The organism is Armatimonadota bacterium (genome assembly GCA_020354555.1).
GTDB lineage: Bacteria > Armatimonadota > Hebobacteria.
Map to the genome: position 1 here is coordinate 706,096 of CP070648.1, position 23,530 is coordinate 729,625.

At 66.4% G+C, this 23,530-nt stretch carries 19 protein-coding genes and 1 pseudogene; 7 read left to right on the top strand and 13 right to left on the bottom strand.

Annotation, left to right across the window (positions count from 1 at the left end; genetic code table 11):
- The 7 genes from JSV65_02870 to JSV65_02900 form a co-directional block, all read right to left on the bottom strand.
- Positions 1-1,094 (bottom strand): ABC transporter permease (locus JSV65_02870; protein ID UCH35311.1); only part of this gene is annotated, 1,094 nt, incomplete at its 3' end.
- Positions 1,091-2,545, bottom strand: coding sequence for an efflux RND transporter periplasmic adaptor subunit (locus JSV65_02875; protein ID UCH35312.1), 1,455 nt, complete (start codon positions 2,543-2,545; stop codon positions 1,091-1,093). The genes JSV65_02870 and JSV65_02875, both read right to left, overlap by 4 nt.
- The gene (locus JSV65_02880) at positions 2,545-4,041 is read right to left on the bottom strand and encodes a hypothetical protein (protein UCH35313.1); all 1,497 of its coding nucleotides are present in this window, start codon (positions 4,039-4,041) and stop codon (positions 2,545-2,547) included. The genes JSV65_02875 and JSV65_02880 overlap by 1 nt, the downstream gene beginning before the upstream one ends.
- Positions 4,038-4,775 (bottom strand): ABC transporter ATP-binding protein, encoded by a 738-nt coding sequence (locus JSV65_02885; protein ID UCH35314.1) that lies wholly within the window; start codon positions 4,773-4,775, stop codon positions 4,038-4,040. The genes JSV65_02880 and JSV65_02885 overlap by 4 nt, the downstream gene beginning before the upstream one ends.
- Positions 4,772-6,199 (bottom strand): efflux RND transporter periplasmic adaptor subunit, encoded by a 1,428-nt coding sequence (locus JSV65_02890; GenBank protein ID UCH35315.1) that lies wholly within the window; start codon positions 6,197-6,199, stop codon positions 4,772-4,774. The genes JSV65_02885 and JSV65_02890 overlap by 4 nt, the downstream gene beginning before the upstream one ends.
- 109 nt (positions 6,200-6,308) lie before the next feature.
- On the bottom strand, positions 6,309-7,817 hold the full coding sequence (locus JSV65_02895) for a TolC family protein (protein UCH35316.1): 1,509 nt from the start codon (positions 7,815-7,817) through the stop codon (positions 6,309-6,311).
- Positions 7,818-7,946: 129 nt separating this feature from the next.
- The gene (locus JSV65_02900) at positions 7,947-8,396 is read right to left on the bottom strand and encodes a MarR family transcriptional regulator (GenBank protein UCH35317.1); all 450 of its coding nucleotides are present in this window, start codon (positions 8,394-8,396) and stop codon (positions 7,947-7,949) included.
- Positions 8,397-8,848: 452 nt separating this feature from the next.
- Here JSV65_02900 and JSV65_02905 point away from each other — a divergent pair, with 452 nt between their 5' ends.
- The 5 genes from JSV65_02905 (at position 8,849) to JSV65_02925 (ending at position 12,814) form a co-directional block, all read left to right on the top strand.
- Positions 8,849-9,331: a fasciclin domain-containing protein gene (locus tag JSV65_02905; protein UCH36682.1), complete on the top strand. Its 483-nt coding sequence runs from the start codon at positions 8,849-8,851 to the stop codon at positions 9,329-9,331.
- An 89-nt stretch (positions 9,332-9,420) separates the two neighbouring features.
- Entirely contained in the window at positions 9,421-9,828 is a 408-nt protein-coding gene (locus JSV65_02910; protein UCH35318.1) for a fasciclin domain-containing protein, read from the top strand.
- A 100-nt stretch (positions 9,829-9,928) separates the two neighbouring features.
- Entirely contained in the window at positions 9,929-11,593 is a 1,665-nt protein-coding gene (locus JSV65_02915; GenBank protein UCH35319.1) for a cryptochrome/photolyase family protein, read from the top strand.
- 149 nt (positions 11,594-11,742) lie between these two features.
- Positions 11,743-12,210, top strand: coding sequence for a thioredoxin-dependent thiol peroxidase (gene bcp / locus JSV65_02920; GenBank protein ID UCH35320.1), 468 nt, complete (start codon positions 11,743-11,745; stop codon positions 12,208-12,210).
- 154 nt (positions 12,211-12,364) lie between these two features.
- Positions 12,365-12,814, top strand: a complete 450-nt coding sequence (locus JSV65_02925; GenBank protein ID UCH35321.1) for a pyridoxamine 5'-phosphate oxidase family protein — start codon at positions 12,365-12,367, stop codon at positions 12,812-12,814.
- A gap of 36 nt (positions 12,815-12,850) precedes the next feature.
- Here JSV65_02925 and JSV65_02930 read toward each other — a convergent pair whose 3' ends face one another.
- Genes JSV65_02930 through JSV65_02940 form a run of 3 tightly spaced genes read right to left on the bottom strand, consistent with a single transcriptional unit; the run spans position 12,851 to position 16,321 of the window.
- Positions 12,851-13,606, bottom strand: a complete 756-nt coding sequence (locus JSV65_02930; GenBank protein UCH36683.1) for an ABC transporter ATP-binding protein — start codon at positions 13,604-13,606, stop codon at positions 12,851-12,853.
- 10 nt (positions 13,607-13,616) lie between these two features.
- Positions 13,617-14,870, bottom strand: a complete 1,254-nt coding sequence (locus JSV65_02935; GenBank protein UCH35322.1) for an ABC transporter permease — start codon at positions 14,868-14,870, stop codon at positions 13,617-13,619.
- Complete coding sequence (locus JSV65_02940) at positions 14,867-16,321, bottom strand: efflux RND transporter periplasmic adaptor subunit (protein UCH35323.1); 1,455 nt, start codon at positions 16,319-16,321, stop codon at positions 14,867-14,869. The genes JSV65_02935 and JSV65_02940 overlap by 4 nt, the downstream gene beginning before the upstream one ends.
- Before the next feature lie 436 nt (positions 16,322-16,757).
- Here JSV65_02940 and JSV65_02945 point away from each other — a divergent pair.
- Positions 16,758-16,952: pseudogene (locus JSV65_02945) on the top strand (prepilin-type N-terminal cleavage/methylation domain-containing protein).
- Positions 16,953-17,795: 843 nt separating this feature from the next.
- On the opposite strand, the gene JSV65_02950 reads toward JSV65_02945, so the two are convergent.
- Positions 17,796-19,412, bottom strand: a complete 1,617-nt coding sequence (locus tag JSV65_02950) for a cellulase family glycosylhydrolase (protein UCH35324.1) — start codon at positions 19,410-19,412, stop codon at positions 17,796-17,798.
- Between the two features lie 226 nt (positions 19,413-19,638).
- Here JSV65_02950 and JSV65_02955 point away from each other — a divergent pair, with 226 nt between their 5' ends.
- Complete coding sequence (locus tag JSV65_02955; protein ID UCH35325.1) at positions 19,639-20,718, top strand: metallophosphoesterase; 1,080 nt, start codon at positions 19,639-19,641, stop codon at positions 20,716-20,718.
- A 161-nt stretch (positions 20,719-20,879) separates the two neighbouring features.
- On the opposite strand, the gene JSV65_02960 is transcribed toward JSV65_02955, so the two are convergent.
- Together JSV65_02960 and JSV65_02965 are read right to left on the bottom strand one after the other, a co-directional pair.
- Positions 20,880-22,076, bottom strand: a complete 1,197-nt coding sequence (locus JSV65_02960; GenBank protein ID UCH35326.1) for an MFS transporter — start codon at positions 22,074-22,076, stop codon at positions 20,880-20,882.
- A gap of 84 nt (positions 22,077-22,160) precedes the next feature.
- On the bottom strand, positions 22,161-23,138 hold the full coding sequence (locus tag JSV65_02965) for an exo-alpha-sialidase (GenBank protein ID UCH35327.1): 978 nt from the start codon (positions 23,136-23,138) through the stop codon (positions 22,161-22,163).
- Between the last annotated feature and the right edge of the window lie 392 nt (positions 23,139-23,530).

The window sequence follows — 23,530 nt, forward strand, 5'->3', positions numbered from 1 at the left end:
AGGAACTGGCGCACGATGTCGCCGCGGGTGGCACCGATGCAGCGGCGGACGCCGATCTCCCGGGCGCGCTGGGTGACGGTGGCGAGCATGATATTCATGATGCCGATGCCGCCGACGAGCAGCGAGATGCCGGCGATGGCGCCCATGACGACGTTGAAGATGCGTTGAGTCTGCTGGCGCTGGCGGAGCAGTTCGAGCGGGATGATAATCTCGAAGTCGGGCATGTTCTGGTGGCGGCGGCTGATGATCTGCTTCACCACCTGCGCGGCGGGCACCGTCTTGTCCGAATCCTTGACCTCCACGGCGATCTCGCTGATCGGCCGGCGGTTGAGCGGCGGCCGCTCCATCATCTCCCACATCAACCCCATCAACGCCTCGGGATTGACCGGGATGGCCTTCTCAACATAGATCTGGAAATCCTCCATCGCGACCGTGATCGGGACGTAGATGTCCTGGTTCAAGTCGCGCAGGGCGAAGGTCGTCTCCGAGGTCTCGAGCACGCGCTCCTGCATGACACCGATGACGCGGAAGTTGCTCATGCCGATCTTGATGAACTTGCCGACCGGATTCTCGAACGCGAAGGCGTCGCGCTTGACCTCGGCGCCCAGGACGCAGACGTGAGAGCGCCGCTTGATATCCTCATCGTCAATGAACCGGCCGTAGGTCGTGTCCAGATGCGCGGTGTACACGTACCCGGGAGCGGTGCCGAACACCCGTGCCTCGACGGCTTTGCCGCCGACCGTCACCTCGCCGAAAACGCGGCACGACGGTACCACGCGCTTGGCGAAATCGGACAGGTCGCGCAGCGCCAACGCATCGCCGTAGTTCAGGCCGAAGGGCGATTTCTTGGCCGCTTCGTCCTGCAGCTCGCCGGCAAGCGCGACCCGCCGCACGTGGAGCACATCTATGCCGAGCAGGCGGATTTGCTCCAGGGACTCCTGGCGCGCGCCCTCGCCGATGGAGACCATGGCGATGACGGCGGCGACGCCGAAGATGATGCCAAGCATGGTGAGCAGCGAGCGCAACTTGTGGCTCCACAGCTCACGGAAGCCGGTCTTGACGGGGGCGGTGAAGGGAGCGAGATTCAGCCTCATCGCGGCCGATCCTGCGCGGGAGCGGAGGCCACAGCCGATGTCCCGAGGTCGTTGAGGGCGACGCCGTCGCCCTCCTTGAGGCCCTGAACGATCGCGGTGTAGTCGCCGCTTGATTCACCGATCTTGACGGTCACCTCGCGATATCGTCCGTCGCGTTCGACGTAGACGACGAATCGCCCGTCGCGCTCGAACACGCATTCCGTCGGAATCGTGATCACATCCTCGATGCGCTTCATGACGATCCGAACGTTGGCGCGCATCCCCGGGCGCATCTTGGTCTCCTCGACCCGAGGCAGCTCGATCGTCACCGGGAAGGTCTGTTCCGACGACATCCCCCACCAGCCCTCGAGCGGCGGGCGCCGCGCGGTCTGGCCGATCTCGACCACCTTGCCTCCGAAGCTCTCCCCGGGCAGTGCATCAATCTCGACGATCGCCTCCTGCCCCACTTTGACGCCGCTGATGCGCGCCTGATCCAACTCCAGCTTGACTTGCATGTGCTTCGTGTCCACGATCTGTGCCAACTGGCGCCCCGCCCATATGCGGTCCCCCGCCCGCGGCACGTCGCCGCCGCCGTGCCGCCGATGCTGCGGATTCAACACCACCAGGCCGCTCGTCGGCGCGGTGATGGCGGTCTTGCGCAGTTCCTCTTTCTCTCGATCCAGCCTGAGCTTGAGGTTCTCCACCTGATTCTGCGCCATGCGGACGTCGCGCTCAGCCCTGCGCCGGGCAACGCCAAGGTCGTGCTCGATATCATCAGCGCGCTTGCGCCGGTCAAAGATATCCGACTCCGCCTGCGATTTCTTCAGTTCGTAGTCGGTGCGGTCGCGCTGGAGCCCGAACTCGGCGGCCCTGAGCCCAGCCTCTTCCCGTTCGACTTCGGTGCCCGCGATGAGGCCAGCGCCCGCGAGCCGCCGCTTGACGTCGAGCTGCTCGCGCCGGCGCTCGATCTCATTTTCCTGGAAGGTAATGTTGTCGCGCAGATCGCGCAGTATGGCCTGCTGCTGGCGCTCGAACACAGCCGCCTCGTCGCGAGCGCGTTGCACCTTGATTCCCATCTCGGCCAAGTTGGATTCGCCCCGCTTCTTCGCTTGCTCGAGCTTGCGGAGCGTTTCGGCGTATTCGCGCGTCAACTGCTTGACCTGCTCCTCGCCCTCGGTCGGATCCAGCATCGCGATGAGGTCGCCCGCGGAGGCCATCACGCCGTTTTCGGTCACCGACACCAGCCGCCCCGACACTTCGGGCATGACGGGCATGGAGTCGAGCGCGCTGAGGGAGCCGGTCTGATCCACGGTGATGAGCAGATCCTGCCGGTTCGCGACCGCGCGCACCACCATTTCCACGCTGTCGGCGGCAGGCGCGGCGCCCCTGGGAATGACACGCCACGCGCCCCACGCGGCCGCACCGAGCAGCACCACGACCACCACGCCTGCAATTGCCCTGCGCGCGCGCATCAGCTTGCCTCCCCACGGGCGACGATCTGTCCCGCCGGCGGGCGCACCAGCGCCACGCGGTCGCCCGGCCGCACGCCGCTGCGGACTTGAATCAGCAGGTCGCCGCGCGTTCCCGTGGTCACGTGCACGGCCTCGAAGCCGTCGCCGCGCCGGCGATACACGAAGCTGCGGCCTTTCTCATCGAACACGGCGCGGATGGGCACGGTCACGACATCCCTAAGATCCTGCAAGATGATTTCCAGGTCGACAGTCATGCCGGGGCGAAGATGAACGGGGTCGCTCTCGGTCAGGCGCACCAGGGCGCCAAAGACCCGCTTGCCGGGCGTCCCGCCTTCCCAGATATTCGCATCACGCGCCAGTTCCTCCACCGCCACGACCTCGCCGGGGTAGCGCTCACCGGGCGCGCCGCCAGCGGCCCAAGCCCCGACTTCCGGCTCGACCGCGATGACCTCCGCCGCGTAGCGCCGTCCCGGCTCGACCGGCGATAGCACAAAGGCCTTCTGGCCGTTGCGCACGCGCGAGATGTCCATCTCCCCGATCTGGCATCGCACCTGCATCTTCTCAACGTTGTATATGGTTACCGGCGCGTGGCGCTGTCCGACCTCATCGCCGATCCGGTAGGGGCGGCGTTCGGGCCAGTTTTCGGTATTCATATCTATGACGGCCAGGCCCGATGTCGGCGCCACCACCCGGGATTGCTCGATCTTTTGCTCGACCTCAGCGAGCTTCGCCTGGGTATCCGCGACGGCGATGGAGGCGTCGTCAACGGACAACTCGCGGTCCTCCTCGGCGGTGGCAAAATTGTGGCGGGCGAGTTCCAGCGCGCTCTCTGCCTGCCTGATGTCCTCAGCGGTTTGTCTCGTGATGTCCGCCTGTTCCAGACGGCGCTGTTGCAGCGCGAATTCGGTCCGGCGATAGGCTTTTTCGGTCTCTTGCAGCTTGGTGCCGGCTATGTATTTCATCTCCTCGAGGCGCCGGTCACGAGCGAGTTCGCGCTCCGCGCGGGTCAGTTCCCCCTCGGCAAACGCGACCTGGGCGGCAATCTTCTCGCGCTGGGCCACAGCCTTGGCTTTCGCCAGGTCGAGTGCCTCGCGCGATTTCGCCACCTCGCCCTCGGCCTGGCTCACCGCCACCTCGCCGTCAGCTTCGGCTTTGTTGAGCGCTTCCCCGGTGTCCGCCAGCTTCTGGTTCAGCTCATCGCGTTGGTCTATGAGGTACTTGGTGTCGAGCGCGACCATCAGGTCGCCCGGTTCAACCGGCGCGTTGTTCTCGCAGAGCTCGATGATCGTCCCCCCGACCTCGGCGAAAACCGGGGTCTCCTCCGACGATTCGAGAATGCCGTTGACCGGCAAGGTCACCCTGAGTGGCCCGACCTCTACCTCGGCGGTCGGAGCGATTGCCTTGACTGATTTGAGGCCGGCGAGACGACCGTGCGTCCACCAAGCGCCCAGCGCCACTGCCGCAATCACCAGAGCTAGGTACAGCACGCGCTTCATGACGTAGGCTCAGCCTCCAGGGGCATCTGCGCCAGCACCGCACGGGCATCCAGCGGCTGCGGTACCGGCATATCACTCTCGATCCGCCCATCGCGCAGCCTGACGATGCGCCGGGCATGTTCTGCGATCTGCTCTTCGTGAGTCACGAGCAGGATAGTGATCCCATCGCGGTTCAGATCCTGAAACAAGCCGAGCACCTCCTCACCGATGCGAGTATCGAGGTTGCCGGTGGGCTCGTCGGCGAGGATGAGCGACGGGCCGTTGATGAGCGAGCGGGCGATGGCGACGCGCTGCTGCTCGCCGCCGGAGAGCTGCGCTGGCCGGTGGTGCTCCCGTCCCGCGAGGCCGACGCGCACGAGTACCTCCCGCGCGGCCTCGGCCGCCCGCGGCCGGCCGCTATAGATCGTGGGCAGCATGACATTATCCAGCGCCGACATACCGGGCAGCAGGTTGTAGGTCTGGAACACGAACCCAATGCGTCTCAGTCGCAGCGCCGAGAGCTGGCCATCGTTGAGCCGGCGCACATCCTCGCCCGCAAGCAGATAGCGGCCATGGGTCGGCCGGTCCACGCATCCCAGGACGTTGAGCATCGTCGTCTTGCCCGAGCCCGACCGCCCCATGATGGCGACGAACTCGCCCGGCTCGACGTTGAGGTCGACCCCGCGCAGGGCCGGCACATCCACGCTTCCCGCGCGGTAGATCTTGGTTACGTCCTGCAGATCCACGAGGCTCACGCCTCCTCCTCCGTCTCTTCCGACTGCCGCGTCGGGTCCTCCATCGCCACGATCTCGTTGTCGCGCAGGCCGGAGCGGATCACCACGGCGACGTCGTTACGGTCGCCCACGGTCACCTCGCGCGCGGCGAATTGCCCGTCGCGCTTGACATAGACCAGGCTCTTGCCCTTGCGCTCGAACACCGCCTCCAGCGGAACGTAAAGCGCGTCCGGGATGCGCTTGACGATGAACTGCACGCTGGCGTTGAGGCCGGGCTTCAGGCGGCTCGGCTGGTCCTGATTCACTTTCACCCAGGTATCGAACACGCGCTCGTTGGGATCGGCCTTGGGGTCTTCCGACAGCGATACTTCGCGCGCCACTGCGGCGACGCTGGTGACGGTGCCGCTGAAGACGCGGCCAGCCAGGGCCTCAAAGTCGATCTCGGCCTGCTGCCCTTTCCACACCGACCCGATGTTCGTCTCCTTGATGCGGCACCACACCGACATGTTCTCGCTGCCGGAGATCGTGCCCAAGAGCATGCCCGGCGATACCTGATCGCCGGCCCTCGATGCGCGTCGCTCTCCGCCCACGTAACGGGAGAACAGGGCGAGGACGCCCGCGCGCGGGGCGAACACCGTCGTTTCCGCCAGGGACTCGCGGATCTTGTCGAGTTCCTTGCGCGTCATCTCCGCGCGGTCCTTGGCGTGCTCGACCTGCTCGTCGATGCGCGTGCGGGTGACTTCGGCTTTGTACTCGGCTGCCTCGACCGCGGTCTTCTTCTGGCGCAGCTCGGATTCGATCTCCCGCCGCCTCAACTCGAGATCCTTGACGCTTTGCTCGACCTTGAACTCCTGCGCCTCGTAGGCGGCCTTGGCGACCTGCGCTTCGGCGCCCGCGATGTAGCCTTTGTCCGCCATGCGCTGCTGCCGCTCGTACTCGATCCGCAGGCGCTCCTGCTCGGCGCGATCGAACTCCAGTTGGTCTTCAGCCTGCTTGATACGCACGCGGTTGGAGTCCTCCCACAATTGCAGATCCTGGCGCGCTTGCTCGGCCGCCCGCTTGGCGTTATCGTAGCCCTCGCGCGCGCTCTCCTCGGTCTTCTCGATCTCCTCCTGCGCCTGCTTGAAGCGCAGCTCGGTTTGCGTTTCTCGCTGCTCCATCTCGCGCGATTCGACGCGGCAGAACACCTCGCCGGCCTGTACGATGGCGCCGTCAGGCACGATCATCGTCAGCTTACCGCCGGCCTTGCCGTTGCGCACCGTCACCGCGTCGTCGCTTTGCAGGCTACCGTCCACCTGCAGCGCGACCACGAATTCGCCCCGGGTTGGGGTGGCGGTGGGGGGACCTGAGTCCACACTGCGCGCCGCAAACGTTCGCCACGCCCAGGCACCGCTGGCAATCACCGCCAGGGCCGCCAGGCCGCCTATGACACGTTTCGCCCTCACCGAATCACCTTGTCTATGCCATCCATCACGCTGCCGGATTCGATCGCCCGGCTCATCCTCTCGGGCTGTACGCCCATCGCGCTTTCGTCCAGCGCGCGGGAGCCGCGCGCTAGCCGGGCAGGCCTGCTGTGATGTCCTCGCCCAACGCCCGCCGTATCCGTATCGTCGTCAGGAAATAGTCGACCTTCTCCTGCAGCAACGACCGCTCAGCCTCGACCAGCCCGCGATCGGCGTCGAGCACGCGCAGATAGTCGCTCAGCCCCTCATCATACATACCCTGGGCCTGCTCGCGGTTCTTGCGCGCCAGGGCGACAGCGTCCTCGCCGATGGCGATGCGGGCCCGCGTCGCTTCCGCAGCCCGCACCAGGGCTTGCATCTCCTGTGTGACCTGCTCGCGCGTCGCGACGATCTGCTGATCGAGCACGTCAAGGTTACGATCGGCGCGGTCTCTGTTCTCGAACCGCGCCCGCTCGCGCAACGGCACTTGGACACGCAGCCCCGCAAACCAGCCGGCGCTGAGGCTCTGCCCGCCGATCGTCTGGCCCGCGTCCGTGAACCCAGCCGATGCGGTCAGATCCGGCTTGTACTCGCTGTAGACAATCCTGCGCGCCGCTGCGGCGTCCTCCCGGCTCAGGTTGAGCCGCGCGAGTTCGGTGCTGTTGGTGAGCGCGGTTTGACTCAACCCCGCCTCATCGTAATCCTGTGGCTCGTACGCTATGGCCGTCATCAGGTCGGGCGTGGCGCCCGCGACAAACCCCATCTCGAGCAGCAGCGCATCCACCGCGTCTTGAAACCCTTGCTGACGGCTGATCAGGGACTGCTTGGAGCGCTCCCAGCTCAAACGCGCCTGGTCCACGTCAATCTCGGCAACCTGCGTCACCCACTCCTCGCCGGGCTTCTTCAACTCTTCCCCGGTAAACTTCACGTAGTTCAGGTCGTAGAAGCGCTTGGCCCGGTCCACGGCGCGCTCAGCAATCTCGATCTCCCCCTGCGCCAGCAGCGCTCGGAAGTATGCCTGGATGATGCTCAGCGCAAGAGATTGACGAGATTCGTAGAATAAGAGTTCCTCGTTCGCCAGGCCGACGCGCGCGCTGCGCACGCGCTCCCAGGTGGACGACGCCAACCCGGCCCCGCGCAGGATGGGCCGGTCGTAGGTAGCGCTGATCGCGGGGCGCTGGGTGAGCACATCGCCGAACGAACTCTGCGAGCCGGTGCCGACCTCGAGTTCCAGGGCGTCGCCCGCGAGCCCCTCCCAGCGCGCCACAGCGGAAGCCGATTCCCGGTCCTCCGACTCCCCGCCCACCGGCCGTTCCCGTTCCGCGCGGGCGGTGGCGGCGTAGAACAGGCGTTGATCGGCCACCCACAGCCCTTGCCTGGAGTTGACCAGGTTCGCCTGGTCGCGGCGGAAGCGCGCGTTATGGCGAAACGCCAGGTCAAGGCATTCCGTAAGGCTCAGCGCGGGCGGCGCCTGCGGGGAGGGCGTCGGCGACAGGTCAACCGACTCCGGCTCGGCCGCCCGGATGCGCTCCCACATCACGGGCGGCAGCCCCGCAGTCTCGGCGGCCAGCCCGGGTGCGGTCACGACCAGCAGGATCAACAACGCAATACCGCTTCTCATGGTTCTCCACTCACCTGAACCCGCGCGAGCGGGCAGCGAATAGCGCTCATCGGGCTGCACAGCGGCAGCACGGAAAGCTCAGCACATGCCGGTGGTCAGAGGAAAGACGAGGTGCGGTTCCACCCGCAGCTACTGATCCATCTCTCCCGCATGATCGGCGAGCCGGCCGAGCAGGTCCGCCAACAGCGCCTGCTCCGATGTCGTCAGGGCCGACATCAAGCCCTTGATCCGAGCGACGTGAGCCGGGTAGATCTGTTCGAAGAGTTCCCGCCCGGCGGGCGTCAGAACCGCAAGCGTGCTGCGCCGGTCCTCCGGATGCGACACGCGCGCGAGATGGCCGGCTTCCTCGAGCCGGTCGATCAGCCCCGTGACGTTCCCGGAGGTGACGTAGAGCCGCTGCGAAATCTCATTGAGTTTGACGCCCTCGCTGCCCGAATCGGCCAGCACTCGCAGGATGCCGAGCTGCGCTCCGGTCAGCCCGCGCTCGCGCAGTTCTCGATGGATGGCGCGGCCGACTTCTGCCTTCGCTCGCACGAAGCCGCGCCACGCACGCATCGCTGGCTGCTCGGCTGCTGACATAGGCTGCCTCCGGAATAGTTTAGACCAAAGCTATTCATCTGTCAAATGTTTTCTGTGGACACGGGGTATGAGCGCGCAGAGCGGGGATGGGGCGCCCTACGCGGGGGGCGACTTCGTCGCGCCCATTCTCAAGCGCGGCCTGCCCGCCGCAGCCGGGCCTCACTCGGCACGCTCAGGACGAGCGACCGGGCCCCTCCGGGCGCAGCACCGAATGATTTCGACAGATGGTGACGCTGCGTGTTGTGTGACGGAGCGAACAAGCCGGTCGATTGTGCGAGCAATCACGTTGACAAGCCGCGACCATAGCGGTTCACTCAGGGGCAAAGGACCCAAACGATTGCGCGAGTCGAGCGCACGACTTCAGCCCAGAGCAAGGGAGGTGAGTGAGCGTGAGAGGACTGAGAGTCATGGGTGTGGTCGCCGTCGTCCCGTTGGTGGTGATCGCGGTGGTGATGGGCTGCGGGCCGAAGCCTGCGCCGTCGCCGCCAGCCGCGCCGATCGCCCCCGAGCGTGAAGCCGCCAAGGATATCGTTGAAGTGGCCATGGAAGCGGGCCAGTTCGAGAATCTGGTCGCCGCCGTTGAGGCCGCGGGGCTCGTCGAAACACTCAAGGGGCCCGGGCCATTCACGGTTTTTGCGCCCAACGACGACGCCTTCGCCAAGCTGCCGGAGGGCGCAGTGGACAACCTGCTCAAGCCCGAGAACAAGGAGCAGTTGACCAAGATCCTGACCTACCACGTCGTCCCCGAGAAGCTCATGGCGGCGGATGTCACGACCATGACGTCCGCCACGACCGTGAACGGGCAGGACCTGACGTTTAAGGTCGAGGGTGACACCGTCATGGTGGACGGCGCGAAGGTGATCGGGGCCGACATCATGGCATCGAACGGCGTCATCCACGTGATAGACTCCGTCGTCATGCCCAAGGAAGAGTAAGGTGTTCAGAGGAGTCTGAGCGCGCATCGCTGTCGGAGCCGACGTCCCGCAGAGCCGAACGCGATTGTGCGCATGAAGGGAGAAAGGACATGGCAAATATCGTGGAGACCGCGATCGGGGCGGGCACGTTCAACGCCCTGGTGAAAGCGGTGCAAGCGGCCGGACTGGCGGACACGTTGTCGGGCCCCGGACCGTTCACCGTCTTTGCGCCAACCGACGACGCGTTCGCCAAAGTGCCAGCGAGCACGCTCGAGGACCTGCTCAAGCCCGAGAACAAGACGAAGCTCCAGGGTATATTGACCTACCATGTGGTCGCGGGCAAGATGATGGCGGCCGATGTCAGCCAGCGCACGTCACTCAAGACGGTCCAGGGCCAAGATCTGATGATAGACACGGCGGACGGCGTTAAGGTTGACGGCGCGAAGGTCATCCAGGCCGACATCGCCGCCGACAACGGCGTCATCCACGTGATTGACAGCGTGGTTATGCCGAAGTAACGCCGCACCGCCTTCCGATCCAGCGGTTAGGCGCCGGATTCGCAGCGACGCCGCATCGCCTGTGGAGTTGCGCGGCCGTAATCCGGCGCGGGCTCCGGTCATGAGTGCATTCCGCTGCTTGCTTGCCGAGCGCCAGCTCGACTCCCGCGGACGGCGCTGGCTGTTCGTGCCATACGATCAGCTCTCCGACCGCATCGGCCCCCTTGCCCGCGAAGACCCCCGCCGCCTCGGCGTCGTGCTCGTCGAGAATCCGTGGAAGGCCTCCCGCCGCCCGTATCACAAGCAGAAGCTTGCGCTGATCGTGGCGAACCTGCGCCACTTCGCTCTCGAGCAGGCTGCGCGCGGGGTGGCGGTGCGCCACGTCGTCACGCGCTCTCTTTACCGCGATGCCCTACGGCCGCTGATTGTCGAACTCGGACCAGTGCGGGCGATGACCCCGGCGGAACGGGAGCTGCGCGTCGACCTTCAGCCGCTGGCGGATGCGGGCGGCGTGGAGCTGATCGAGCACGAAGGCTGGCTCACTTCGTCCGATCAATTTCACACCAGTCAGCGACGCGGCCCCCCGTGGCGCATGGACGCCTTCTACAGGCATGTTCGCCGAATGACGGGCATCCTGATGAGCGGCAGCAAACCGGAGGGCGGCAAGCTCAGCTTCGACGCCGAAAACCGGCTCCCGTGGAAGGGCGCGCCTCAGGCGCCGGAGCCCCCGACGTTTGCGTCAGACCCCGTAAAGCGGGAAGTGGCGGAACTCATCGAATCCGCGTTTGGCCACCACCCCGGACGGCTCGATATGGATCATCTGCCCGCGACCGCGGCGGACGCGGAGACGCTGTGGTCGTGGGCGAAGCGCGAGTGCCTGCCCACCTTCGGTCCGTACGAAGACGCGATGTCCTTCAGTTCCAGCGGCCTGTTCCACACCCGCATCTCGGCGCTGCTGAACCTGCACCGGCTTCTCCCGGCGGAAGTGGTCGCCGACGTCCTGGGACTCGACGTTCCCCTGGCGAGCAAGGAGGGCTTCGTCCGGCAGGTTCTGGGATGGCGCGAGTTTGTCCGTCACGTGCACCTGGCGACCGACGGCTTTCGGGATCTTCCCGAAGGCAGTCCGCCGGTCGCCTCGTCGCCGGGAGACGGCGGCTACCGGCGGTGGGCGGGCGCGCCCTGGCCCAGGACGGCTCTCCCCGGCGAGCCTGATGGCGGCGCCGTACCGTCGGCCCTCGGGGGCGACACGGCGCTCCCGCCGGCGTTTTGGGGCATCGCATCGGGCCTCGCCTGCCTCGACTGCGTCGTGTCAGATGTGTGGCGCGAGGGCTGGAGCCATCACATCACGCGGCTCACGGTGCTGTCGAATCTCGCGGCGCTGCTCGACATCTCCCCGCGCGAGATCACGGACTGGTTCTGGGCCGCGTACACGGACGCGTACGATTGGGTGGTCGAGCCGAACGTGCTCGGCATGGGCACGTACGCCGTCGGCGACGTGATCACGACTAAGCCGTACGTCACCGGCGCAGCATACATTAACAGAATGAGCGACTACTGCAAGCGCTGCGGGTTTGATCCCAAAGGCGACTGCCCGTTCACGGACCTCTACTGGGCGTTCCTGGCGCGACACGACGAGGCGCTGCGGCGCAACCCGCGCATGCGCATGCCGCTGGCGGCGATGCGCAAGCGCTCGCAGTCACAGCACCGACGTGATGCGCGGGTGTTTGAGTCCTTGCGGGACGCACTGCTCGGCGGCGCCCACTTGAGCCCGTCCGAGATGCCGTGACGACTGCCGCTCAGCGCGACTCCGATTGCTCCACAACCGCGACAGGAGTTCCCACCCGCTCATGAAAGTAGGGAGAAGCGTCCTAGGCGCGAGGCCGTGGAATAGGCAGCCGCCGCGGTCGCGCAGGCGCCAGCGAGAGGAGATGAGAAATGCCCAAGCTCAAACCCGGCGATGCGGCGCCGAAGTTCGCCTTGACCGATCAGAACGGGAAGACCGTCAAGCTCGCCGACTTCAAGGGCACCAAGCTGTTGGTCTATTTCTACCCCAGAGCGGGCACGACTGGCTGCACCAAGCAGTCGCAGAACGTCCGCGACCACCGCGCCGCGTTGCGCAAGCTCGGCGTGGAGGTCGCGGGCATCAGCCCGGATACGCCGGAGCAGCAGAAGCGGTTCGACGACAAGCACAAGTTCGGCTTCCCCCTGCTGTCGGACGCCGACCATGCGGTTGCGCAGGCGTGGGGAGCGTGGGGCGAGAAGTCCATGTACGGCAGGAAGTTCCAGGGCGTGATTCGCTCGTCATTCCTGGTTGACGAGAAGGGCAAGATCGCCCACGCCTGGTACAAGGTCAAGCCGGAGCAGACCGCGCCCGAGGTGGAGAAGGCGCTGAGAGCGAAGTAGCGGCCTCGCAGGTGTCATTCCGAGCGTAGCGCCGAGCGTCAGCCGGGCGCGGAGCGTAGAATCTCGCCGTCGTCGGACGCACGCAGGCCGGAGCTGTCAGACTCCGTCCACGGCCCCCCGACGACATCGGGTCTACCCAAAGGCAGGAGCCACAATGGAAGAACCGAGACTGCGCGATCACCTGAGCGACCTGCTCTCCTCGCAGAGACTCGCCGTGCTCGCCACCCACGCCGACGGCCAGCCGTACACGAGCCTGGTGGCGTTCGCGGCAACCGATGATCTGAGGTGCCTCGTATTCGCCACGGAGCGTGGCACGCGCAAGCATGCCAACCTGGCGGCGGACTCCAGGGCAGCGCTGCTGGTGGATAACCGGTCGAATGACGAAGCTGATTTCGCGCGGGCGATCGCCGTGACCGCCATCGGACAAGCCGAGGAAGCCGGCGGCGTGGAGAAAGAGAGGCTGCTCGCGCTGTATCTCGCCAAGCACCCGGAGCTGAAGGTATTCGCGGCATCGCCCGCAAGCGCTCTGATCCGCGTGGCGATCCGCACCTACTACGTGGTCAGCGAATTCCAGCGGGTCGAGGAACTGCGGGTGGCTGAGTGAACCGCGTTGCGGCGCGGGGGCGGCGCGCCCAACGCATCACGACTTCGCCGACTCCGGCATGACCTGGAACGGGCACTGCCCGGCGGGCGCCTGGCATTCGAAATTCGGCAGCTCGCTCGTCGGCACGTCCTGCACGATGCCGCCGTCCTGAATGCGCACCAACCGGTCCGCCTGACACGCCAGCCGGTCGTCGTGCGTGACGAGAACGAAGGCGCTGCCCAGGTCGCGGTTCAGCTCGCGCATGAGCTGAAAAACCTCGCGACCGTTATCCGTGTCCAGGTTGCCGGTGGGCTCGTCCGCCAGGATCAGCGACGGCTTGTTGACGAGCGCCCGCACTACGGCCACGCGCTGTGCCTCGCCGCCCGAGAGCTGGGTGGCGGGCTTGTGCAGCAACGGCGTCATCCCGACCCGGTCGAGCAGGGACCGCACGTAGTCCTGGCCCTCGCGCAGCGCCGTGCCTCTGCCGACGATCAGGGGCATCAACGCATTCTCCAGCACCGTGAATTCGTTGAGCAGATAATGGAACTGAAACACGAAGCCGATGCGCCGGCGGCGCAGCTCGGCCAGTTCGTCGTCGCTCAGGCGATTATAGTCGCGGCCTTCAAGGCTGATGCTGCCGCCGGTGGGGCGGTCGAGGGCGCCGAGCAGGTTGAGCAGCGTGGTCTTGCCGGAGCCCGATTGCCCGACGAGGGCGACGAAATCCCGGCGGCGGATGGTCAGGTTGACGCCGCGCAGGGCGACCGTCTCCGCCCCGTTGCGATAGATCTTATGCACGTCGGATGCGACGAGCAGGGCTTCCGCTTCAGGCACTGCGTATCACCTCCACGGGGTCCAGCGCCGCGGCGCGCCGGGCGGGGAGCACGCTGGCGACCACGCCGACGACGATCGCCGCGACGATGGCTGCGATGAGTATGCTCGGTTCCCACTGCATCGGCACGACGGTCGCGGGCTTGCCGCCGAAGGTCCCGCCTCCCGGCCGAGGTGTATTCTGGATGAGCAGCGCCCCTGCGGTCCCCAGTGTGCCGCCGAGAGCGCCGCCGGCCAGCCCGAAGCCCAATCCCTCGAGCAGGAAGATGCGTGAGATCTGCCGACGGGTTGCACCTATCGTCTTGAGGATGCCGATGTCGCGCGACTTCTGCACCACGAACACGAGCATGACGCCCGCGACGGCGAAGAGCGACGCCAGAACGCTGATGCCGACGATGGTGTTGGAGCTGCGGCTCTGCCCTTGCAGCCCGTCCAGGAACGCGCGGTTTTCGATGGTCCAGCTCTTCACGTCGAGCCGTGTGTATTTTCGAATCTCATTGGCGGCGGCGTCTGCGCGATAGATGTCGTCGGTGCGCAGGTTGATCGCGGTGACATCTGTGCCCAGTTCCAGCAGCCCCTGCGCCGGGCGCAGCCGCATGAAGACCCAGCGCTCGTTGGCGTCCGGCAGCCCGAGATCGAAAACGCCGCGCACGAAGAACGTTCCCGTCTGCCCTTCGTTGGAGGTGACGCGGATGCGATCACCAATCTGCACCCGCAGCTCGTCCGCCATCTTGACGCCGATGAGCACACCTTCGCGGTCGAGTCGGGTGAATTCACCGTGCGCCATCCGCCTGCCGATGTTGATCACCTTGATCTCGCGCTCCGGCTGGACGCCGATGATGGCCGCGCTGATGGTGCGCGCGCCGCGAGCCACAACGCCGCCGCCGGTCGCGCGAGCGGCGACGCCCGTGACGTGCGGGGTGTGCTCGATGACGTCCATCAACTCCCGCCACTGCTCGATGGTAGAGCGCTGCTGGTACGCCGAATCCACTTTGGCCACGACCGGCGTGTCGGCGTCAATCCCCGCCTCCCACAAAGGCCGCGGTTCGCGCTCCGGCGGGGTCACCGTCACCAGCGGCGAGCCGCCGAGGATATCCTCGATCAACCCGACTTGCAGCCCGTTGATGAGCGACGAGATGAAGATGATAAGCAGCACGGCAACCGCCACCGCAGCAACGGTCAGCACAGTCTGGCCGCCGCCCGTGATGAAGTGCCGCCAGGCCACGCTGCGCTCGAAGCGCCACATCATTCCGTCCTCGCTCTCACCCGCGCCCCGGGGCGGACGCTCGCGTCCGCGATCACCGCTTCGCCATCGGAGATGCCGCCGAGCACGACGAGGCCCTGCGGCCCACTCTCGCCCAGTTCCACGTTGCGCGCCACCGCGCGCCCGTCTTTCGCGATCATCACCGTCGCTCTCCTGCCGGTGATGTTGACCGCCGACGCCGGCAGCAGGAGCCGGGGGCTCTCCCCCAGCAACACGTTCACGTCCACCGTCAGATCGCTGCGCAGCCAGTCCGGGGATTCCACGGGACGCAGTCTAATGAGCAGCGTCCCGCGCTCGGGATTGGAGCGTGCGCCGAGGTCCTTGAGTGCGGCCTTGAAGCTGCGCCCGGGATATGCCTCCGACGTGACGACCGCCTCCTGCCCCAGCCGCAGGAGCGCCAGGTTTTGCTCGTCGGTCTCAACTTCGATCTCCGGATCCTGCAGTTCGACCAGGCGTATGGCGGTCTGGCCCGGCGACACCGCGTCGCCGTCCTCGACGGGGACATCGGTGGCGACGCCGGCAAAGGGAGCGACGAGGGCCGCTTTTCGCTTCTGCTGCTCGGCTCTATCGAGCGCAGCCCGCGCTTGCACGACGCGAGCGCGCGCGGCGGCGATCACCTCGGGACGGGGCGTGGCGAGCAAGGTCGCGAGCGCCTGCCTCGCCGCCTCGCGGTTGCCCTCGGCTTCGGCCTGTGCGGCCCGGAGCGCAGCGCGTCCTTGAATGACCTCTTCCTCTCTCGTGCCCGCGCGCAGGAGGTCGAGGCGAGACCGGGCGGCGGCCGTCGCTTGCTCCGCCGTGCGCAGCGCCGCGCGCGCCCGATCGAGGTCTGCGGCTGAGATGGCCCCATGGCTGTGCAACCGTTCGGCTCTCGCGAAGTCGGCGCGGGCGAGGTCGGCGGCGGCCATCGCGCGGCTCAGCTCCGCCTCCGCCTCCTGGATTTCCTCGCGCCGGTAACCCGCCTCGAGTTGCCTCACCCTCTCCTGCGCCTGGTACACCCTTGCCTCGCCGACGCGTTCGGCTTGCTCCAACTGCGCCTCCAGCCGCCGGCGCTCCGATGGCAGCGGCGCAGCAGCCGCTTGCCGCAGGTCCGCCTCGGCGGCGGCGAGCTGTGTGCGCGCCTGCTCTAACGCGGCATCCAGCTCGCCGGTGCGCAGCATCATCAGGGTCGCGCCGGCGTCGACGCGGTCGCCTTCCTCAACCATCACCGCCGCGACCACGCCGCCGATGTCGAAGCCCAGACTCGCCTCGCGCACCCCGCGAACTCGACCCGTGGTCGCCAGTGTCTCCACCACCGGCTGCTCAGCCGCACGGATGATTGCCACCTCGTGAGGAGCAACCCGACCGCGTACCAGCCAAGCCGTAAGCACACTCACGATCAGCAGCAGGACAACCCAGCGCCAGGGGATGCGGCGCCTACCGGCCTGTGTTTCGCTCATGCCATCCGTCTTCTCTCATGCGGCCCGACATCCTTGCCCTGAGTCGCGACAACCTCTCCCTTGCGCGCCATGCGGTTGGGGTCGCCGACGACTGCCGCGCGGGCGGCCCGGCGGTTCGCCACGGCGTGTGCCCGGTTGCGCCCGCGTTTCGGGTCCCGCGCAGCTCGGGCTCAACTCCCACAGTGTGGAGATGACGAATGGCACGAGAATCGACAATGATCGGGAGGATTCGACCGCAGGGCGGATGAACATGGCCGATGGTTCGGAGATGGCTGCTGGCAAACTCGCTGAGCGGCTTGAGTGGTCGAGCGATTCGCGCGCTCGAGGATGTCAGTCCGAAGCGGAGATGAACAACCGGAGCCAGCGGCGGCGTAGCAGCCGGTAGCACGACTTCTTAAGCATATGGCTTCGGGGTCAGAAAGGAGGTGGACGCGAGATGCGAAGAACTAGGGGTTTCACGCTCATCGAGTTGCTCGTGGTGATCGCGATCATCGCTATTCTGGCCGCCATCCTCTTCCCCGTGTTCGCACGGGCGCGGGAGGCGGCGAGGAAGGCGACGTGCCTGTCCAATCTCAAGCAGATCGCCCTCGCGGCGCTCATGTACGCTCAGGACTATGATGAGGTGCTGCCGGCAGCCAGTTCCACCGGCTGGATGGCGAGCGCCCATCCGATGGATCCCGGCAACCAGTATGCCACCGACCCGATGGCCGGCCTTGGGTCGGCGGATTTCTGGCAGTTGGCCGATCTTCTGGTGCCGTACGTGAAAAGCCTGGACCTCTTCAACTGTCCGACCAATGTCCGGCGATTTCCCTACTTTACGCTGCACACGGTCGTCCTCACGTCCGGGCCGGCGGTCGGCGTGCGCAAGGTCGGACGCTTGGCCAGCGACACCTACGACAGATTCAACGGCAGTGGCACCTACTGGTGGGCCTGCGCCCATTTCGATCCTGCGGCGGGGACGTGCAGAAGTCAGAACGGAACTGTGGGCACCATCTGGGATGTCTGTCTGATGTTGGATTACATCAACAATGACGAGTACCAGAACCCGCAGGACTTCTTCTGCTGCGGAAATGCCGTGGGCATCATGGACGACCCAGTGTGGAAGGGCATGGGCGGCTGTGACGACTACGGAGCGCACGAGGGATACTCACACGATTACACCTACACCCACGTCGTGCCGGTCGAGCTCGGCGGCGCCGCACCGACCATACCGATCTGCATGCCGACCATGTTCGTTGATGGTCACGTCAAGTACTTGCGGCTGAGCTTCTACCAGATTCTCGCATTGGTCTGCCAGCCGAACAGCATCCAGTAGGCCTCGACCTGCAACCGGCGCAGCGTCTCGTGCTCGTGCGAGGCGCGCCACGAACTAAGCGGCCCGCCCCGGTGAGCATCAGGGCGGGCCGCTCTCTTCTCGGCTCGTATGCGCCGTCGACGGTCGCCGAGACACGGGGCCAATGCATTCTACGAACGCTCAGCGCGCCGACGACCACCCCTTGCCCGATAACGAAATGGTCACTGTGCACGCGTCGGCGCCAGGGGAGCACGTCACGCGCACGGCGCCGCTGTCGTCGCGGCTGGTCTGAGCCGTGCCTTTACCCGCAAACGCAACCTCAACTTCGGCTTCGGTGCTCGGCGGCACCCAGATGACCGTCTCGCCGCCGTTTTCCAGAGGCGCGAAATCGAGTTCGAACCGCTCGTCCGTACTGTGCATCCGGCTCGGCACGCCGGCGATCGCCTCCGCATACGGCCGCGTGATCAGCGGCATCACGGCGAGGTCCTGGAACTCCTTGCCGTACTGCCAGTACGCCCAACCGCACAGGAGTTCGTCGAACGCATCCATGTGGTGCCGGACGAGCAGTCCGCCGTCCGGCCGCTCCACTTGAGGACTCCACGTTCCCCACTCGCCGAACCATGTGGGCATGCCCATGCTGTCGCCGCGCTGCTGGGCGCGAGCGAGGAACTCCTTGAGATACGCCGACGTGCCGGTGTACGGGAAGTCGAAATTGGTGGAGAAGTCATAGAAGTGAAGAGAGAAGACGAGATTCGGGAACGGTCGGCCGGCGGCGTCCTGCGGCGCCTCCAGGCCGGAGCGCAGCAGGGCTCCGGACATATCACCCGGCGGCGGGTCGAGAAAAATGACGTGGTGCGGATCCGCCTCGCGGATCGCGGCGACGACGCGGTTGTAGAACGGCTGCAAGACCGCCCGCTCGAACTCCTGCGCCGGGGCGCTCGCCGCGTCCAGAGCCGGGAACAGCGCATCCCTCTCAAGTAACGCCTTCACGATCCCGGCGATCGCGTCGCCGCTGCTCGCCGGGTCTCCACCCTGGCCGGCAAGAGCCGCCCCGGCCTCGGGCCCGAGCTGCTGCATTGCCCCCATTGCCATCGCGCCGATGATGGTGCCGAAGGCACTTCCATACGACGGCTCATTGATGACGTTGTAACCGATGACGTTCGTGTCGTCGCGGAATCGCTTCGCCACGTGCTGCCACATCGCGATGAAGCGGTCCTGGATGCCGACCCCGCCCGGCCCCGGCTTGTTGGCGTAGAAGTTGTCGAACGCCCGCATCACCGCCGGGGACATGTACGCCATGAACCAGCCGCCGCCGGGGTGGCTGTACTCGAGCCCGTCGTCCACACACGCCCACTCCGGCGCGCCGTCGCCCCCGTACTTGCGCGAGTACAGATCCTGGTGCATGTCGAGGACGACCTTGAGCCCGGCCTCGCGGCACCACTCCAGGCGCTCCGCGACCTGATCGAGATACGAGTCGTCGTACTGCCCGGGCTGCGGCTCTACCGCCTCCCAAACGGTGAGATAGCGCACACTATCGAATCCGGCCTTCCTCAGCCACGCGATCTCGTCCTTGCTCTGCCACGGCAGGAACGGCGGCGCCTTGCAGGAATTGGCGACGTTGACGCCGTGGAGTATGAGCACTCGCCCCTGGCCATCCACAATCCAACGGCCTTCCGTGCGCGCGTAGCTGTCACCGGGTGCGCTCTGGCCCATCGCGAAGCCGTTCAGCGCCACCAGCATCAGCACGGACGCGAGAACCTGACCCACTGCGCTCGGCCACATGGCGTTCCTCGCCATCGGATTCCTCCCACCGAGCCGCTGATTCGCTCCGAAGGGCAAAAGCTCCTCGCCGTCGGCGGGTCGAGGCAGCCCGGACGGCACGTGCGCTCACCGATACCCGCCGAGGCGGCATTCCCGAACGCCGTCCTCCGGCATCGCGGGTTGACGCGACGCATGCCCCCGCGTAGTATTGGCAGGACCAGTCGGGATGCTGCGTCCCGAAGTGAGGAGGTGGCTCTCAGCCATGCACCTGCATTTCTCCCGTCGTCTCGTCTTTGTCTCGCTGCTGTTGGCCGCGCTGACGTCGCTCGGCGCGTCCGCCCGCAACCTGGACGGCACGCTCGCCATGATCGTCAGGCCGATCTCGACGCTCCCGACCATCGTGCAGGCCGGCGATGCGTTCGAGGTGACCATCGTCGCCGGACAGCCGGTCGAGGAAATGCGGGTGGCGCTCTACCGGGGCCCCGACGATACCATCGTCTTCACGCATTCCCGGCAGGAGCCGCCGCTCCAGCCGCAGGACGGCTCGATTACCGTTGAGGCAGTCGTGCCGCAAGACATGGCGCCCGGGCTCTACGACATGCTCGTTACCACCAGGCCCGATCGCCGGCGCGATACGGCCGAGCGCGCGGTGAAGGTCGTGGCGCAATGGCCGCAGTCCTACGTCTTCGCCCACGTCACCGACGTGCACATCGGCCGCGAGGATCCCCCACTGCGCGACCAGGTCTTCAAGCGAACCATCGCCGAGATCAATCCGATGGGAGTGGACTTCGTGCTCATCAGCGGAGACGATACCGATCGCGCGACGCCGGAGCAGTACCGTGACTTGCTGCAGCCGCTCGACGGCTGTGAAGTGCCGACGTTTCTGTCGCCGGGCAACCACGACCGCGCTGAAGGAGAGCAACCGGGCGCCGCCGGCAACATCTACGAGCGTTACTGCGGGCCGGGCAATTACGCGTTCGATTTCGGCTCCCATCGCTACCTCTGCCTCGATACGAGTTGGGGGTGGGAATACCTCAACCTCCCTGCCAATCGCACGTGGCTGGAGCAGCAGCTCGAGCGGCCGAAGCCTTCGATGGGTGTCGCGTTCTCCCACCGCTTCAGTGACAAGGAGTTCCCGTACTTCCAGGAGCAATTGCCCGCCAACAACTACCGGCTGTGTGTGTACGGCCACACCCACGACGACGGCATGCAATGGATCGGCCCCAAGCGGCTGATGCTGCTCAACACGAGCGAGGAACTGATGGGGACGTACAATATCGTCACCATCTCCGGCGATCAAGTCTTTGCGATTGACCACGTCCAGCGCAAGTGCGCGGACTGAGCACGGGCTGTCGGCGCGAGCAAAGCGGGCTGCCCCGGCCAGACCAGAAGAGACATCCCCGTCGCCGCGGGCGCGACGACGTACGTGAACTTCTTCCTGCAACCGGGGTGAGGAGTCTGGAGCCAGCGCGTTCGCGGCCGCGCGGCGACGGTCCCAGGCGATCAGGTGCCAAACGATCCCGCGCGCTTTGAGCGCAGGTGGGCGGCGACGGCGAACAGGCTCAACGCGAAGAACATCGCGGGCGGGATGAGCATGCCGGTGGCGACGCCTGCGCGCTCACTGACATACCCCATGATGATGCTCACCGCCAGTGTGCCCGGCCCGGATACCGCGTTTACCGCACCCAGCACCGTGCCCGTCTGGGTGGGGAAGCGCTCGCCGGCGTAGCCCAGGGTCGAAGGCCAGTTGAGCGACGTGCACAGCCCCGCCATGCCGTACAGGACGACGACCGCGGGGAACGCCGGCGCACGCACCGCGAGCAGCAGAATCCCCGCGCCGATCAGCGACCCCAGCGCGATGTTCGGCAGCGGCCCCAGGGGCCAACGCAGAGTGCCGCGCAGGAGCCGTCCTATGACGTAGGCGGTGCCGTGCGCCGCAACCAGATACCTGGTCATCTCCGGGCCTGCATTGAAGCGCTCTTTCGCCATGAGGATGAGCCAGAAGTAGGCGCTGTTATCGGCGGAGGTGTGCAGCACGCCCAGAATGAGCACGACGAGGAAGAAAGGGCTGCGCGCCAGCGCGGCGACGCTTTCCCAGCGCACCGGTTCGACGCCGGTTCGCCGGCCCAGCGACCGCGCCGGCACCACTGCGAGCAGCAGCAGGAACAGCGGCGCGCTCGCCAGCAGCAGCACGCGCCACCCGCGCGGCTCGCCGTAGCGGGCGGCTGCCGAAGCCAGCAGCGCGCCGATCACCAGCGGTATGAGCACGCTCGCCAGCGAGACCCACAACTGCCAGCGCGCCATCGCGCGCGTGCGATCCTCGGGGTGGAGGTCCGAGAAGTACACCATCGGCACGACGTTGAGCGCCCCCGACGCTTGGCCGAAGACGACCATGGTCACGGCGAGGAGCACCCAGTACGGCGCCAGGCCACCGGCGATGCACGCCCCCGCCGCGATCAACAGGACGACGCGAGCCAGCGCCGCGACTGCAACGCTATCGAGCAATATGCCCGCGATGAGCGCCGCAATGCCGTAGCCGAAAACGCTCGCCGGCCCGAGCAGCCCCATGCGCTCGTAGCTCAGGCGGAACGTGCTCTGGAATGCCGGCTGCGCGAGCGCGTAGAGGCTCATGACGATCTGGGGCGAGATGCCCACTACCCCGATCCAGACGGTGGCGATCCATCGCGCTCGCGTTGTCATGTCATGGTTCCGAGTCGAGACATGAGGTGGGCAGCAATCATGACGCGAAGGCCGGCTGGCGCGTGCCGTCGCGCCAGCGCGCCGTCAACCGTCTTGCCCATACACCCAATCCGGCGCCAAGCAGACGTGTTTGATGCGCGTCCGCATGTGCGTGTAGGTGACGTGAACCAGGCCGCCGCGATCCTGGATGATGGCGGGGTACGAGAACTCGCCCTCGTCCTCGCGCTCCAGGTCGCGCACGACGGGGAACGTCTCCCCGTCGTCTTCCGACACCGCGAGCGAGAGCGCGCTGCGCCCGCGTTCCAGCGGATTGAACGCGAGGACGACCCTGCCGTCGGCGAGCTTGACCATGTCTACCGCGGCGCCGGGGTTGGGCATGTCGGTGTTGACGGCGGGCTCCCACGTTCTGCCGTTGTCATGAGAGACGCTGCGCGCGATGCGATGCTGTCCGCAGGGACGCAGCAGCGCGAGAATCGAGCCGTCGGACCGCTGGATCATGGTCGGGTGTTGGTTGGGCACACCGGGCAACTCGCCGGTGTACCACCACGTGTCCCCGTCGTCCTCCGAGATGAGGAACAGACTGTGTTCGCTCGAATGCTCGACGCCGATAATCGTGTCGCCGTTCGCGAGGTCGAGGGGCTTGGTGCGAAAAACACACCCCCATTCCGCGCGCAGCATGATGTCCTCACTCCACGTATGTCCGAGGTCATCGCTGAGCTTCATCTTCTGATCCACCGTATCCCAGCGCACGCCCGGACCCGGCGGGCCGTCGAGCTTGCCGTGCATGGTTCCGTAGAGCAACTGAAGCCGGCCTCTGCGATTGACCCATAATATCGCATTGCCCTCGGGCTTGCCGGGGGTGTCCGCCACGATCAGCGGAGGGCGACTCCATGCGCCCCCGGGCGCCTTGCGGGCGATCACCACGGCGGCGTCGGGCCGCGCCTCGTCTTCGCCGGCGTACCACGCGGAAAGCAACTCGCGGTTCGGCAGTTCGACGATGACCGCACAATGACACCGCGGAAGCCGCTCCGTCGGCTCATGCACCCAATCCCATTCGAACATCCCGCCCTCCCTGTCAGATTTCGTTCTGGATACCGCGCTCGGGGTGTCATCACCTCTTCAACGGCCGCGGCGCAGTGCGCGCCGACCGCGGTCATCGCGTCCGTTCGCGCGCGAGCGGCGTGAATGCCCCCGGGCGCGCCGCTCCGGAGCTCTGCGGCGGCGATCCAGGTCGGCCTCAGGCGGGAACTCGGCGGGGCTCGCCAACGTCAGAAGGATTGACAGTGCCCAGGGGGTATGATACATTTACGGATGCGCGAGAGGGGGCATCGCAAGCAGGAGGCGTGATATGGTCAGGCGGCTCGCGGTACTGGTGCTTGTAGCCGCGGCATTCGTGCTGATGCCGCAAGCCGATGCGGTTGAGCTCGGGCTTGCCGACATTGCCCTGGGCCAAT